This window comes from Lysinibacillus sp. (genome assembly GCF_032093475.1).
In the GTDB taxonomy this organism is placed as follows: Bacteria; Bacillota; Bacilli; order Bacillales_A; family Planococcaceae; genus Lysinibacillus; species Lysinibacillus irui.
The window spans coordinates 1-14,964 of sequence record NZ_DAMDAY010000111.1 but is presented as its reverse complement, the minus strand read 5'-3'; the positions used below and the strand labels follow the sequence as shown (position 1 = coordinate 14,964).

At 35.1% G+C, this 14,964-nt stretch carries 10 protein-coding genes and 1 pseudogene; 8 read left to right on the top strand and 3 right to left on the bottom strand.

Going from position 1 to position 14,964, the window contains the following annotated elements; translation table 11 throughout:
* The 8 genes and pseudogenes from RT445_RS18835 to RT445_RS18800 form a co-directional block, all read left to right on the top strand.
* A partial coding sequence (locus RT445_RS18835) for a DMT family transporter (protein WP_313471284.1) occupies window positions 1–474 on the top strand: 474 nt, incomplete at its 5' end.
* A gap of 474 nt (window positions 475–948) precedes the next feature.
* Window positions 949–1,803: a hypothetical protein gene (locus tag RT445_RS18830; protein ID WP_312506136.1), complete on the top strand. Its 855-nt coding sequence runs from the start codon at window positions 949–951 to the stop codon at window positions 1,801–1,803.
* Window positions 1,804–3,357: 1,554 nt separating this feature from the next.
* Window positions 3,358–3,867: an RNA polymerase sigma factor gene (locus tag RT445_RS18825; protein WP_312506133.1), complete on the top strand. Its 510-nt coding sequence runs from the start codon at window positions 3,358–3,360 to the stop codon at window positions 3,865–3,867.
* Complete coding sequence (locus RT445_RS18820) at window positions 3,857–4,468, top strand: zf-HC2 domain-containing protein (protein ID WP_274796907.1); 612 nt, start codon at window positions 3,857–3,859, stop codon at window positions 4,466–4,468. Before RT445_RS18825 ends, RT445_RS18820 begins: the two co-directional genes overlap by 11 nt.
* An 889-nt stretch (window positions 4,469–5,357) precedes the next feature.
* A complete protein-coding gene (locus tag RT445_RS18815; RefSeq protein WP_274796908.1) occupies window positions 5,358–5,543 on the top strand; it encodes a hypothetical protein in 186 nt (61 codons plus the stop codon).
* A gap of 630 nt (window positions 5,544–6,173) precedes the next feature.
* The gene (locus RT445_RS18810) at window positions 6,174–10,298 is read left to right on the top strand and encodes a chitobiase/beta-hexosaminidase C-terminal domain-containing protein (RefSeq protein ID WP_313471278.1); all 4,125 of its coding nucleotides are present in this window, start codon (window positions 6,174–6,176) and stop codon (window positions 10,296–10,298) included.
* 297 nt (window positions 10,299–10,595) lie between these two features.
* Complete coding sequence (locus tag RT445_RS18805) at window positions 10,596–11,555, top strand: phosphotransferase enzyme family protein (protein ID WP_312506127.1); 960 nt, start codon at window positions 10,596–10,598, stop codon at window positions 11,553–11,555.
* Between the two features lie 46 nt (window positions 11,556–11,601).
* A pseudogene (locus RT445_RS18800) lies at window positions 11,602–11,751 on the top strand (cupin); the annotation flags it as partial.
* 349 nt (window positions 11,752–12,100) lie between these two features.
* Here the strand turns inward: RT445_RS18800 and RT445_RS18795 are convergent.
* The 3 genes from RT445_RS18795 to RT445_RS18785 form a co-directional block, all read right to left on the bottom strand.
* Window positions 12,101–12,538: a general stress protein gene (locus RT445_RS18795; protein WP_312506125.1), complete on the bottom strand. Its 438-nt coding sequence runs from the start codon at window positions 12,536–12,538 to the stop codon at window positions 12,101–12,103.
* A gap of 262 nt (window positions 12,539–12,800) precedes the next feature.
* Window positions 12,801–14,033, bottom strand: a complete 1,233-nt coding sequence (locus RT445_RS18790; RefSeq protein WP_312506123.1) for an MFS transporter — start codon at window positions 14,031–14,033, stop codon at window positions 12,801–12,803.
* Window positions 14,034–14,106: 73 nt separating this feature from the next.
* On the bottom strand, window positions 14,107–14,736 hold the full coding sequence (locus RT445_RS18785) for a LysE family translocator (RefSeq protein ID WP_274796913.1): 630 nt from the start codon (window positions 14,734–14,736) through the stop codon (window positions 14,107–14,109).
* Window positions 14,737–14,964: the final 228 nt, after the last annotated feature.

Here is a 14,964-nt window from a genome sequence, read left to right as displayed (position 1 = left end):
GCCATTATACTGGGTGAAACTTTTTACGCATCTGGCACGATTTATACGAAGCATGTCATCCAAACGTTTGAAACGACATCACCGATTGCTTTAAATGCAGCGCAAATGATGCATGGTGGGATCTTATTAATCTTGTTGTCATTGTTTACAGAGAACATACAGCTTCATTATCTTATAAGCCCAGCTTCCATCGGCTCACTTCTTTACTTAACGATTGTCGGTTCTATGATCGGTCATAGCATCTATTATTGGCTTGTCTCAAGAACAAATCCTGTGTTTCCTTCTACATGGCTGTACATTTCACCATTAATTGCCGTAATGCTTGGTGTTATCTTCTATCAAGAATATATTTCTTGGCTAACAGGCATCGGAACGTTAACGATTATTGTAGGAACGATTTTAGTTAATTTTGAAACATTACAGAAGCTGCATTGGAAGAAGAGAGCTGTTATTCAGGATATAAGTCGAAGTTAATCGTATGTGCAAGAGTTTTTTTAAATTTCCTTTGCCAAATGGAAGACAGAAGTTGCTGTATATTTTTGATTGAAGTTGGCATAGATGTTGCCTTTTACCTTGTCCCGTTACAGTGAGCAAAGGGCGTTCCGAGAAATCAATAGCCGAGACAAAATATTTTAGCTAAAGGAAACCGAACAAATTGCTAATAATTATGTCCCAGCCTTGTGATCCAGTTATGGCAGATACCTAAGTCTATTTTGATGAAAATAAATATGTCTTTTTGGGATTGAAATGACCAATACCTTTTAGTGGATAGTCAAAAAATTCTAATAACTCTTTTGGTTTTTGTTACCTAAATACACAAATATTTTATATTTTAGTAAAAATATTTACAATTAGGAAAATTAATGCAATAATGAATATGTAATATTTGGTATTATTACCGTAATATTCAATCTAATACTCACACTATACAAAAAGGAGAATTTTATGTTGAAAAGAAAAGATTTATTCTCATTTATAATGCTATTATTTTTTGCATTTGGATTTAATAGTATAGCCAATGCAGAAGAAAATAATGAGTTATCATCAACTCAAAAAGAACATATGAGACAATTAGGTTTCTCAGAACAAATTATTGAGTCAATGACACTAGATGAATACTCTCACTATGAGAACTCTATTCCAGTAGAGCCTTTCGTTCAAACGGAAACAATATATAAAATTACATCTGATCAAGATGGCGAAGTAAAAAAAGTTGAACAATTTAATGAAGTTGATGGTTTACAAAAAATGAATTTGGAAAACTATTCGTTTCCAGCAGCTACAGCAGCAAGTTGTTCAGGTACGATTTGTACAGAAACAACAAGTTGGATGTCCATGACTACTACTGCTACAAAACTTGGCAACGGAAGAACAATGCTTCATAATAATTTTACTTGGTTAAAAAATCCTAATGTTACTCTTACTGATATGGTTGGACTAACTTATAATGATAGTGCAGTAATTGAGCCATCTACTATAAAATTTTCATATAAATGGAAAGATGGTGTAGGAGACCATTCAAGAAGTTATAAAGATATGAAGAAAAGTCCTCAAGGTTTAGCAGCTACATTTGATATTCAAGGAATAGGTACAAATGCTGGGGCAAGTAATCACCATGGCTATATTTCTGTTGAGGTATCTAAAGGAAATAAAAATGACGTAAGTGCAAATGCTTTTGGGCATTACACACATACAACATTTTCATTTAATATCACAGTAACTATAAAAACAGGTGATATTGGATTAGGTGCGACGACTGCAGAAACTAAAATGACTTCTACCGCTATCAAGTTTAATTTCTAAAAAAAAAATTACAGGTGTGATTAAATGATTGATTTTATTGTTGCTACATCGGTTTTGATGAATCCAATACTTACCCTAGTTTTATCTTTAAATGTATGTCTTTTTATAATCAAAATTTCCAAAAATGATTATCAAAGAATTAAAACAAACATAGTATGGATATGTATTTCTAGTACGTATATCATCTTTACTTTAACAATGTTGTTCGCCAACATAGGTAATATATCCTGAATATTCACCTATATTTTATAACAACTATATAGGTAGAAAATTTTACCATTATGAATAGGTTGGTCTATTTATAGTAAGTATTGGAATTTTAGGAGAGTTAATCAAGAATTGACGCTAAGTCATTTTACTCAAATAACAAGTGAAAGTATTACTTTAGAGAGCACCCCTAATATATGGATATATCCTTTATTAGGAGGTGATCTCTTTTAATGATGTAATTCCGAAAAAAGGAAGTGAATAACTATAACTGTTGTATAAACGCACTCTTAACTTTCTCAAATTCATGTTGAGAAGTCTTCTTTAACTTGGGGAATTCTGAGGCTGAAATACATTATAGCACCTTCTATTGCTTGAGGATTAATTTTAATTAACTTTATAAGTTATTTCATTAACATACCCCAAAGCCAAATTAGTACTAGTATCTTTTATTTTACAAAGATTTGTGAAATAGTCTTCAAGTACCTCATTACTACACCCTAATTTTTCATGAATTATTGTGTCAGCTCTTAGAGGTGAATAAATGGATAGCAATTTTGATACGCATTTTCTTTTCACTTATTTCATTGGGAGAATATAAAATAAATCCCATTAGTGCACTTAAAAATGAAAACGCAATAATGATATAAATTGACTTTAAATCAAAAGCCATATTGGGATAATATCTTTGTCTTAAAATAGCTATAATAAAGAGTATAGGTGCAAAGATAATCAAAAAATTCCAAATGATGCTTTGTACAAATTCGGAAAATTTTATATATGTATACCCCTTTACAATCCAAGCATTTTTTAAGGACAGGCACATACTGCCCTGATGTAACTGCACGTTCCCCATTAATCTAACTCATAAAGCTTATGTTTTACCTAAAAAACGTTATCCTCGCAATAAAGAAAAACCTTTCCGTCAACTGTCTCAAAATAATAGACATCTTTAAGATTAATCCGTTGAACCCTTCTATTGAAATTTTCAAATTATCACCTTCGAAATTCAAACTATTTCAGGTTAGATGTCCGTGATTTTACTAGTACCATAATGATTTGGAAATAACAACCTTCAGACCATTAGAGCATAATCAACTTTAATTCTTATTTTTTAATAAAACTTTATGTGGATATGTTATGGTGAAGCGTATTAAAAATTTTATATGAGATTATAGAAAAACCCTTTTCTTTAACAATCAGGTGTATTTCTTTTATAAAAGGTTACTAAAGGGTGCTTCGGGTAGGATAAAGATATATTATAAACAATACAATTTCTTGTAACGAAAAGCATTTTAATTCTATTTATAAGTATCCCAGTTAATAGTTAAGAAAAGGAGGGGGCAGGTGGAGGATTTAAGTGGAATCTATCAATCTTATGCAGATGAAGTAAAACGTTTTCTTATTTGTTTAACATCGGATGTAGATTTAGCGGAAGAGTTAACACAAGAAACGTTTTATCAAGCGGTTAAGTCAATCCATCGTTATAACGGTGATTGCAAAATATCTGTCTGGCTATGCCAGATTGCTAAACACACTTATTATAACTACTTAAAAAAGGAGAAGAACCATCATAATGCCAGTGTAGAAAAAATGATGCAATTGGGTTTAGAAATCCCTTCAAACAAGGATTTACCAGAGGTCGCGGTCATAAAGCGCAGTACACTGATTTCTATACATAAAGAAATTCATCGTTTACAGGAGCCATATCGGGAAATCTTTTTACTCAGAACATCGATTCAACTTAGTTTTAAAGAAATTGGTGAGATATTTGATAAAAGTGAAAACTGGGCAAGAGTGACCTATTATCGTGCGAAATTAAAACTATCAGAAAGGATTGATCCGCATGAATTGTAATATTATTAAAGATTTAATGCCATCTTATATGGATGAAATTTGTAGTGAAGAGACTGCAAAAGCTGTTGAAGAACATATAGAACACTGTGAAAAGTGTCAGCGAAACTTACAGATGATGAAGCAACCAACCAATAACATTCAAGTGATGTCAAAAGAAGTAACCGTAGCAAAAGAGCCTTTTAAACGAATTAATAAAAAACGACGTATTCAAGTGCTTATAGCAGTTATGATTACCTTTATGATGACAATAATAGGAGCATGGATCGTACAAGATGTTGGGGTTGTCAATGACATCTTTTTCCCAGATGAGTGGGGAATTGCAACTGTACCGGATGATAAGGAAGAATGGGAGGGTGTAAAGTTTAATGATCAAAACTATATCATATTTGATAGTATTTTTTGGAGAAAAGCAATCGTGAATCATGCGAATAATGAAAAGAACGTGTTAGTAAGAGTAAAAGATGATAACGACAATATAGTCATTGATGCAGTGCAAGTGCCGGCAGGAACAAGTGTGAAATTAGAGGGCTTGAAAAGACATGAAAAATATTATATTGAAATCAAAGCGCCACAAGGTAAATTTACTATTAATGCGATATGAGAAAAAACGATACTAGTCATATATATTGAATTATTTCTCAAGAAAAGGGCAGTTTGTTTGAGAAAAGTAAACGTATAATTTTATATTGAAATGGTGAAGGATTGAATTTTAAGTTTGTTTTGGCATTTATTCTATTTCAGTATAAAAAACGCTAACCGAATGATTAACGTTTTATACATGATTGAGGGAACACGCAAGGTATTTGGTGTATACTATATTAGATTCAAAAAACGATTTCGAATAATGAAAGCCCTCAAGTTTCTAAAGTAAGAATGAACAATTGGATTATAAGGAGCCGTTTTCTAATATAGAGTTGGAGTCGGAGGAGAACAACGGAAGGAGTCGATGTCTCTTAAAGCAATTGAATATTGATTCCATCTTCCACCGAAAAACCTGTAACCATAAGCTCTTTCGTGACCCACAGTAGTCAAGAAGAACCAGAAATTGTCACCGTTTCTAAGCCACATATACGTGAAACGAAATAAACAATTTTCAAGCCCCCTTGGATTCTGGCCATAGAAAGGCATTTCTTCCATATATCGCATATGTCAGATTCACTCCTTTTTAAAATTAGACTTATAACCAGTTTATGCCTAAGGTCAGAGCTTGGGTTGGATGTATGCCCTGCATAGTTTTGTAAGAGGAAGCAGCCACTGCTAAATCGACAAGCTAATATTCCTTGTTAAGTGTAACGGGCACATTTCTTTAGTATGGAAGGGTCTTTCTTCATGAAATGGGCTATATTGGAGAGGAATGGATTATTTTTAAATACACAAGTTTAAATTAATCACGGTGAACCGTATCATAAGTAAGAGAGATTGTCGTATATTCTATCATCAGATACCAGAGGATTTTGCATTTCCACAGATCAACAAAAAGGACGGATATAATGAAATATAATAAAACAACTATGCTAAAGCTTATCAATGAACATCGAACGTTGCATGATGAATTAAAAAAGCTAAAATCTGAAATGGGTTTAGAGAAAAATTTTGCAGTAAAGGCATTGTACCATTCCTATGTTGCAGAGGATGGTCCTTATATGAAAGAATACCAAGATTTAGAGCGATTATAATAAATAGATGTTGCCACTAACAAATAGTTGGAAGTAACACGAACCATTTTGAGCTGATGAGTAGATGATACTCATCAGCTTTTTTACGTCTCGCATTGTGATAACAGTAAGGAGAAAATGTTATCGCTGTCTAGTCAAATGGGCCGCCACTTCCATGTCAGTCCCTGTGGAAAGCGCCTTCCTATGCTACCGTTTTTCCTTCTGAGAAAATATAGTTACTAGAAATGAAATTCAACAGGATAAAAGGCCTGTTAATACGATTCTCATTAACTATGTAAAAGATTTATAATGTACTATTTTACATAAAATTTAGAATATTAATAGTAAATTACAATGTATTTATTATTTATCTGTTAAAATTAATATGTTAATCAAGATTTTGGTGACCAAAATTTTGTTAATTGAATTCTTAAAATAGGAATGAGGGAGGTAGTACTCTAAGTATGGGAATTTGGTGGAATTAAAAAATTGCGTTAACTATTTCACCGATAGTAGGAACCTAATACCCAAATTACAATTGGTAACAGGTTTATCAGTTTCGTTAGGTTTACAGGTGAGGGGAACACAGTAATTGAATAACTTCACAGAAACTCTTTGATCATTAATAAAAAAATATAAGGAGCTAAACGAATGAAGAGATATAAAATTAATTTCGTTTCCAAAATTGCGTTATCATTTTTACTAGTCATTTCAATGATTTTGCCTTACTTTACAGTTGTAAAGGCTGATTCGACAGAGGCTATTGGAGTGGGGGAAGCGGTCAATCAATTTGATCCAACCACAGTGAAGAGTAATGTTACTGTAGAAGGATATATCGTAGGGTTTGCCAAAAGTGAAACTTCATATTCAGTGATAGCAGATAGTGACACAAATATTGCGATTGCCGATACACCGGGTGAAACAGATGTCACGAAAATGCTGTATATTCAATTACCAAGCTCCTATAGAGCCAATTTCGGTTTATATACTAACCCAAGTAATCTTGGGAAAAAAGTTAAAATAACAGGTTCACTAGAAAAATATTTTGGCAACCATGCAGGGCTAAAATCACCAACTTCAATTGAGTTTGTTGGGGATGATACAACTGAACCAAATCCTCCCGAGACAGCAACAATTGCCGAAGCTCGTGCAGCTGTTGGAACTGACCGCACAGTTCAAATTCAAGGGACGGTTACGACAACACCTGGTAGCTGGGGAGGCAAGGCCTTCTATGTACAGGATGAGACAGCAGGGGTATATGTCTTCTCTAGTTCTGCAGAAGCAGGGAGCTTAGCTGTCGGAGATATTGTCAAAATCACAGGGAAAACTAGTTTATATAGTGGAGAAGTTCAATTTAATTCACCGACAATTGAACGACTTTCTACAGGGACAGCACCTGCACCACAAACAGTGACTCTTCCGATTGATGACAGTTTACAAGGTGAATTAATTACAATTGAAAATGTGAAGATTAAAGATTTAGCGCCATCTGGTACGTATGGTATATTTGAATTTAAAGCGGTCGATGCTGCAAATAACGAGCTGTTAATTCGCCATGATAACCGTACAGGCTATCAGTTCTCTCAGTTTGAAGCAGATGGATTCAATAACAATGATGTCATCACCGTGACAGGGATTGCGTCAATTTTTAACGGGACATATCAATTAAAAACGTTAAGCGCGGAAAGCTTCCAATTAGTATCAAACTATGAGCCAACTCAAGTGGGGAGTGTTAAAGCTTTACCAGCAACAGGCGAAGTTTATGCAGGAACAAAAGTAACATTATCTACAGATACACCAAATGCAATAATCTATTACACGATAGATGGTACTGAACCAACAACAGCTAGTGAGATTTATGATGCAGCAGCGGGCATTGTTGTAAATAAAGCCATGACAATTAAAGCATTTGCTACTGCAACTGGTTTAGACGATAGTGAAGTTGCGTCCTTTAATTTTACAGTGAAAGAAGAGCCGACCGTTATTTCCATTACGGAAGCACGAAATAAAGAAATCGGACAAACTGTCATCGTATCAGGTATTGTAACAGCAAAATTAGAAACAGCTACAGCACATATTCAAGATGAAGATGGAGCGGCGATAGCCATTTATCCTGCAGATAGTCTTACTGCAAATGTCGGTGATCGGGTGACGGTGCAAGGTCAAGTAGCTGAATATAGCGGACTCAAGCAATTAATGAATATTTCGCTTGTTGGCGTGCCTGTTCCTTCGACATTACCAGAGCCACACATTATCAAGAGTAATGAGGTTGCAGAAGACAATGAATCGAAATTAGTAACAATTAAAAATGTGGCCATTACTGGTTCGGGTCAAAACTTTACAGGAACTGACGAAGTTGGTACATTTGCTATTTACGATAAAACACGAGACTCAGGTTTAGTGAGTGGAAAAACGTATGGGGAAATTACAGGGATTATTGGTCAATATACAAACCATCAACTGCTCCCGATTCGCATTATTGAAGATGTAACAAAGGTGCAGGATATCAAAGCTTCTCACGTTGGAGGCGTAACAGCTGGCACGAAAGTCTCGCTTTCTACAATGACAGAAGGTGCAACGATTTATTACACAATGGATGGCTCTACACCAACAACAGCAAGTACAAAGTATACAGAGGAAATCCTTGTTAATAAACCAATGACGATTAAAGCGATTGCGGTAAAAGAAGGTTTAACAAACAGTGCAATGGCTACATTTGTTTATGAAATTATTGATACTAAAAATGCCAAGATTAGTGATATTCAAGGGGCAAGTCATACATCACCATATGTTGATTTAACGGTAAATGATGTGGAGGGAATAGTAACATTCGTTATTAATTCATCGAGCTTCATTATGCAAGAAGTCGATTCGGCATTCGATGGCGTAAAATCAACTGCGATCAAGGTAAATAAGTCTGCACATAATGTAGCGGTAGGGGACATTATTAAAGTATCAGGAAAAGTGATGGAAGAGGGTGGCAACTCTCGATTGAAAGATACGCAAATTTCAGCAGCCAATATTACAAAAACAGGTACAGCAGTAATTCCAGAAGCGCTTGTGATAGGAGAGGACCTATTCCCACCAAATAAAATAATCGATAATGATGCCTTTAGCATTTTTGATCCACAAGAAGATGGTATCGATTTTTGGGAATCAATCGAGTATATGCGCGTATCATTCCCAGATGCAAGAGTGATTGGACCAATATATAATAATGATTCTCCAATTGTTGTACCGAGCACAACCAATAATACATTTAATGTCAATGGCGGTTTAAATATTGCGGCCGATGATTATAACCCCGAAAAAATTATGCTTGAAGGGGTAGCAGGGAAAAACTATGATTCAGGTGATCGTTTTAATGAAGCCCTTATCGGTTTTGTAGAGAATTTTACAGATGGCTATCGACTGAACACGAATAAAGTATTCCCGGAAGTGACAAAGGCGAATATTCAACAAGAAGTGACGCATCTCGAACCAGTAGCGGACAAGTTAAATGTCGCTTCTTATAATATCGAAAACTTCTCGAATAATCCTGCCAACACATCAAATGAAAAAGTAGCCAGAATTGCATCGACATTTGTGAAAAATATGAAGTCACCAGATATTATTACATTAGTCGAGGTACAAGATAATGATGGGCAAATTGATTCAGGAAATGCTGATGCATCAGAAAGCTACATGCGATTAATTAATGCGATTAAAGCTGCTGGTGGCCCTGCTTATGATTGGATTGACGTCATGCCACTTAACAATACAGTAGGTGGTGCACCTGGTGGTAATATTCGTGTAGGTTACTTATATAACCCGACGCGTGTTTCGTTAGTGACAGGTACAAAGGGATTGGGTGACCAAGCGAATACGTGGACAGCAGATGGAAGCCTTGCTTTAAATCCTGGCTTTGTAGATCCATCAAAATTTGTAGATACACGTAAACCAATTGCAGCAGAATTTGAATTCCAGGAAGAACGAGTAGTTATTATCGGAGCTCACTTAAATTCTAAAGGTGGGGATGGCTCACTGTGGGGACCAACGCAGCCGCCGGTGTTAGAATCCGTAACGAAACGTATTCAGTTTGCTCAAGCAATCAATGATTTTATCGATGAAGGACTTGCCATAAATCCGGAATTAAATATCATTGTAGCAGGGGACATGAATGACTTTGAATTCACACCAGCTCTTGAAACATTAAAAGGTGATGTATTAACGAATATGGTAGATAAAGCTCCAGAGCAAGACCGATTTACGTACTTCTTCCAAGGGAACAATCAAGTGTTGGATCATATTTTAGTTTCGAATAATCTTGCTGATGATGCGAAAATTGACTTAATTCATATGAATGCGAACTTTACAGAAGCACAAGGGCGTGCATCGGATCATGACCCAGTCTTAGTTCAAATTGATTTGAAGGCAGGGAATGAGGAAGTCCCAACACCAATCATACCTGAAAATGTATACAACTTTGATAACTACAAAACAGGTAAGTTAATAATGAATCGCGAAAGTATTTCGCTAACGTTAGGGAAAAATACGAACATTAAAAATGGAATCGCGGTATTTAGTGAATATGCAGAATTCCACGGGGAAGGATTCGCAGACAAAACAGTAACAATTAGTCCGAAAAAAGGAAATGCTATTATTGATTTTAAAGGTACACAAATTGGAAAAATAATTATCGAAGGAAAAAATGTAAAAGAGATACGAAATTTACCTACTGAAGCGAACATCACCTATACGAAAGGGGCTTCGGAAGAGGAAATTGAGTTTAAGTAATAGCTCATTGCGGTAAGTTGGTTTATAAACATAGAGTTTAGTAGACAAAAAACCGAAAATGGAATGTTGTTTAACGTCATTAGGGAAAAATTCCTTAATGACGTTTTTATGTATTTTTGAGCATCATGTATTTAAATGAATTACCTTGAAAAAATAAGGTTTCAATTTTTAATTGACTATTACTTTAAATCATAAATTGGATAATCTATGTTATTATTTAAATGTAAGTTTTGATAAATTCTGTTATTAATTAGTTGATTTAAACTCTTACTTATTTAGACAGGAGGTAGCGATGACATGGAACAAAAATTACTAGAATTACTCAACGAAATATATCCAGTGGATTTTATAAAAGTTGAAGCAGTAACAAATGAAATGTTTCGCTGTACCGCAACACAAGGTGAATACTTTGCAAGAATAACAAACTACAAAGGTTATGATGAACAATTAGAAGAGGTTACATATACAAACTACCTACATAATGAAGGACTAGGTGTATCACCTGCAATTGTCTCAATAAAGGGTAGAGTGGTAGAAAAGATAACCTTAAATAACAAGGAATTATTAACTGTTCTTTATGAATCCGCAGCTGGTAACCATTTACCAAGGAATGAATGGAATGCAAATGTTTTAAAAGAGTTAGGTAGACAAATAGGTAAATTACATCGCCTCTCTAGAAAATTTGAGGAGATACATCCGACTAGATATATCAATGATTGGTATGAAAATGAGGAGTATGCATTCTTGAAATACATTCCTGAGGAAGAGACTACGATTAGAGATGTGGCACAAGAAATATTAAGTACAATAAAAAACATGCCACAAGACAGTTCGAATTATGGATTGTTACACGGTGACTTATGGTTAGAGAATATATTAGTAGATCAAGATTTAAAGCTGTCAATGGTTGATTTTCAAGATTGTGAGAAGAACTTTTATATCTTTGATTTAGCTGTTCCCATCTATAGTGCGATCGAGTATTCATTTGTCGGTGGTGGGAACATCATTGACTATGGAAGAGGTATTACAAAAGCAATCATCGAAGGATACCAAGAGGAAAACAATCTCCCAAAGGAAATGTTAGATAAACTTCCTCTATTTATCAAATTAAAAGAAATCTTTGAGTATAGCTTGATGCATATGTATTGGAATAAAGAAAACTTAACGGAAGAACAGATAAGAATAATGAACCATTTTAGAATGAGAATTGAAAAAGATCATTCTTTCCTTGACACAAACGGTTTGTTGATAAACTAATCTTAATCTTGCGCAATTCGGATATGGATTTTTAGGAACTGGTCGAATAATTGGGTATCACCAGGCTGTTGTACCCCAACTGCTTTTAATTGTAAAAGGTGAAGGAAAGGTTATAGGTGAAAACGAGGAGTATATTAAAGTACAATGTGGAAATGCAGTGTTTTGGGTGAAGTATGAATGGCATGAGACCAAATCCGGGTGCCAAAACAAGGAATTATAATTAAATAAAATCATGCTTTAAACGAAGGATTATGGCAAGCAGGGGACTTCCTAAATGGAAGTCCTTTTAGGGGAACTTCTTATTTTGCGTGTTTTCAACAATTGAAAAGCACTCAAACACAAAAGGTCCTATACAAAACTTTACAAGCTCACTAATTTTCTTACGCCCTCGGCAGGAATCAAACCTATATTTTAAGAAACGCAATCTTATGTGCTTTCCATAATAGAGTTAATTCCCGAGGGAAGCTAATACATCTAGCGATTTACAATTATTAGTTAAAATCACTGCGTGTTATTTATGCGAACATTGAGCATTCATTTCGCCCTCACTTTTTGGGATGAAGAAATATCAGAATTTTACCATCCTCAACGTCGTTAGAATAACGTTCAGCTGCATCATCTGGGACTCCAATTTCCATAAGAGCATGTTTTAACCCGCCAGCACCAGAGTTAGCCCCTACGACTGCTCCCCCAATTGTTGTAATAATAGGACCTGCAGCCAACACAGCGCCAAATCCAGGAATCAAAACAGTGGATAATCCTGCTATCACGCCTGCTATGCCAATTGCAGCTCCAGTTGCAGCTCCAGCAAGGGCTCCATCTATAGTGGAGGGTTTTACTTCCAGTGTGTTTTTAGATAATTCTTTTGCTTTTTTAGTAATAACTGAAATTTCCTCAGTTGTATAGCCTTTCTCTTTTAAATCTTCAACAACTTCAGCCGCTCTATGTTCATTATCGTATACACCAATAACTTGATTCTTCATTAAAAATTACCTCCTGTTTGCTTCAGCTGTGTTTTCTTTACCCGTTTTTTTGTATTTCTAGACACACTTCACCTTCAAGCAAATGTATACCAAAGATACTGTACAAATTTTCCATTGTTTGAACCAAGTTGTGGGCCTACTACAGCTCCTAAAGTAGTCGATTATAATGGAAGATGCGAGCAACTAGATAATGACAATAATAATATGTCTTTGTGCTTTCAAAAAAGGACCTTCAGTCTCAATAGCTGAAGGTCCTTCTTTTTTATGCCATTTCATTTTTATTTTCAATATCTTCTATTTTGATAAATTTTAGGACAACGAACAGGAGAATGAATCCCAATACACCTGCCGTAATATAGCTGGCATTGAGATAGTTTTTCATGACAAGTGACATAATAGGAGGGCCGGCTGCAACGCCTATAAATCGCGCTGAGCTGTAAAAAGAGGATACGGTTCCTCTTAACTCTTTTCTAATATTGTCAGTAATAATTGTGTCAAGTGCAGGCAATAGTGCACCAATAGCAATCCCCACTATACTCGTTACGACTAATAAAAGTATCAGTTTTTTGCTTGTAAACCCAACGAAGACAATACTGACAGACATTGCTATCAAGGAGACAATGATTATTTTTTTAATCCTTCCCAGGTTTCCTTTAATTTTTCGACCGGATATATATGAAGCGATACAAAGTAATAAAAGGGGAATGGCCAGGACAAACCCTTTTTTAATCCCTTTTATATCATGAACTTTCTCGAGGTTTTCTGACAAAAAAAATAGCATACTAAATAATATGAGCATTACAAGGACTCCGTTAAGGAATACGGTATACAACCATTTTCCTTCCTCCTTGAAAACTTTTTTTGTATTACGTAAAAACTCTTTGAACTTCAATGGTTCATCATCATCTTTAGGAGCTTTAACGAAGAAGAAAATAAGTATAATTGAAATCAGACTAAGCGCTGAAATGGAAAAGAAGGGCAGGAACCATAAAAAAGCGGCAAATATTGAACCTAAAATGGGACTTAACACTTTCCCAAACGTGTTAGATGTTTCAATTATTCCTAATGTAGAACTTATTTTTTCGTCATCATCCTGATAAAGATCACCTACAAGAGGCAAAACGATCGGCATGGCACCAGCCGCCCCTATTCCCTGAATTATTCTGCCAACAATAATTATTGTGTACGGGTCATCCATTTTCCATGAAGCAAATCCGGCAATCAGACCACCAATTAAAGCTAAAATTAAGCTCGGTAATATGACGATTTTTCTACCGAAGCGGTCCGATAAATAGCCAGCTACTGGGATAAGAAAAATAGCTGCGACTGAATAGCTAGTTATGATCATGCTCGATTGAAATGAAGTGATCCCGACCTTATCTTCCAGTATCGGGAGCACGGGAATAAGCATCGAATTTCCCAGTGTCATGATGAGCGGAATAGAAGTCAAACTTACAATACACCAGACACTTACATTAACCTTCTCTTGGTCCATTACCACACCTCGACTAATATTCTTTTAAAGGTATGGTTTCCTTTCGTGTTCATTTTATGCGCTGTTGGTGAGATTATTGGAATAACACTTGGTAAGCCTGCTTGCCAAAGTAGATCCCGAAACCAATCATTAATAAGGCTGAGATAAAAGAGACCGTTTTCAAAAGTTTTGTAGACAATAATTTCCGAGCGACACTGGATAAAAAGGCATAAATAAAATCCACAAAAATAATGCCAATCAAGATGGCGATGCTTACCAAAATGATTTCATACCCTGTAGAGATACCAGCGTTTTTTGCAAGTATGGAGCCGTATATTCCCAGCCAGAAAAGGATGGTTAGCGGATTCAAAAAAGACATGAAAAATCCGGTCATGATGGATTGTCTCAGTCGAGTTCTTTTACCAGTTTTCGAATCCATCTCAATTTTATGTAGCGACAGTAAACTTTCGATACCGGTGTACAAAAGAACAAAACAGCCGAAAGACCATAGTATTGTTTTCAACCAAATGGAATTGACAAATTGGCCAATTCCAAAATATACGATAAACATATATATAATGTCCGTCGCTATGGCACCCAGACTAAAAAACCATGCATGAAAAAAGCCATTTTTTAAACCTGTATTTAAAAGTACAGTCTTAACAGGTCCAATTGTTGCAGCCATTGATATGCCTAAAAAGATATAGGTAAACATAGAATCCATAAATTATCCTCCAATTATCAAATGTACTTGCATTTTATTCGAAGGCAATAACTTTTAGGACAATTTAAAAGGGCGATTCTAATAGGATTTTTGTAATTGTATTCGATATTTTTTTACATAATCATTTCAGTGTCAGCTTTTTTTATGTGATAAAATAGATATGTGAAAACGAGTGTGCATTTCTTTGTAATTTTATGACAACGGAAATACCTCAATATAGTTAATTGA

Excerpts from the sequence above, each read along its gene's own strand:
- RT445_RS18785 (WP_274796913.1), bottom strand. The coding sequence starts at position 14,736 with ATGGATTCTATGTTTACCTATATCTTTTTAGGCATATCAATGGCTGCA.
- RT445_RS18810 (WP_313471278.1), top strand. The coding sequence starts at position 6,174 with ATGAAGAGATATAAAATTAATTTCGTTTCCAAAATTGCGTTATCATTT.
- RT445_RS18795 (WP_312506125.1), bottom strand. The coding sequence starts at position 12,538 with ATGAAGAATCAAGTTATTGGTGTATACGATAATGAACATAGAGCGGCT.
- RT445_RS18815 (WP_274796908.1), top strand. The coding sequence starts at position 5,358 with ATGAAATATAATAAAACAACTATGCTAAAGCTTATCAATGAACATCGA.
- RT445_RS18805 (WP_312506127.1), top strand. The coding sequence starts at position 10,596 with ATGGAACAAAAATTACTAGAATTACTCAACGAAATATATCCAGTGGAT.
- RT445_RS18790 (WP_312506123.1), bottom strand. The coding sequence starts at position 14,033 with ATGGACCAAGAGAAGGTTAATGTAAGTGTCTGGTGTATTGTAAGTTTG.
- RT445_RS18820 (WP_274796907.1), top strand. The coding sequence starts at position 3,857 with ATGAATTGTAATATTATTAAAGATTTAATGCCATCTTATATGGATGAA.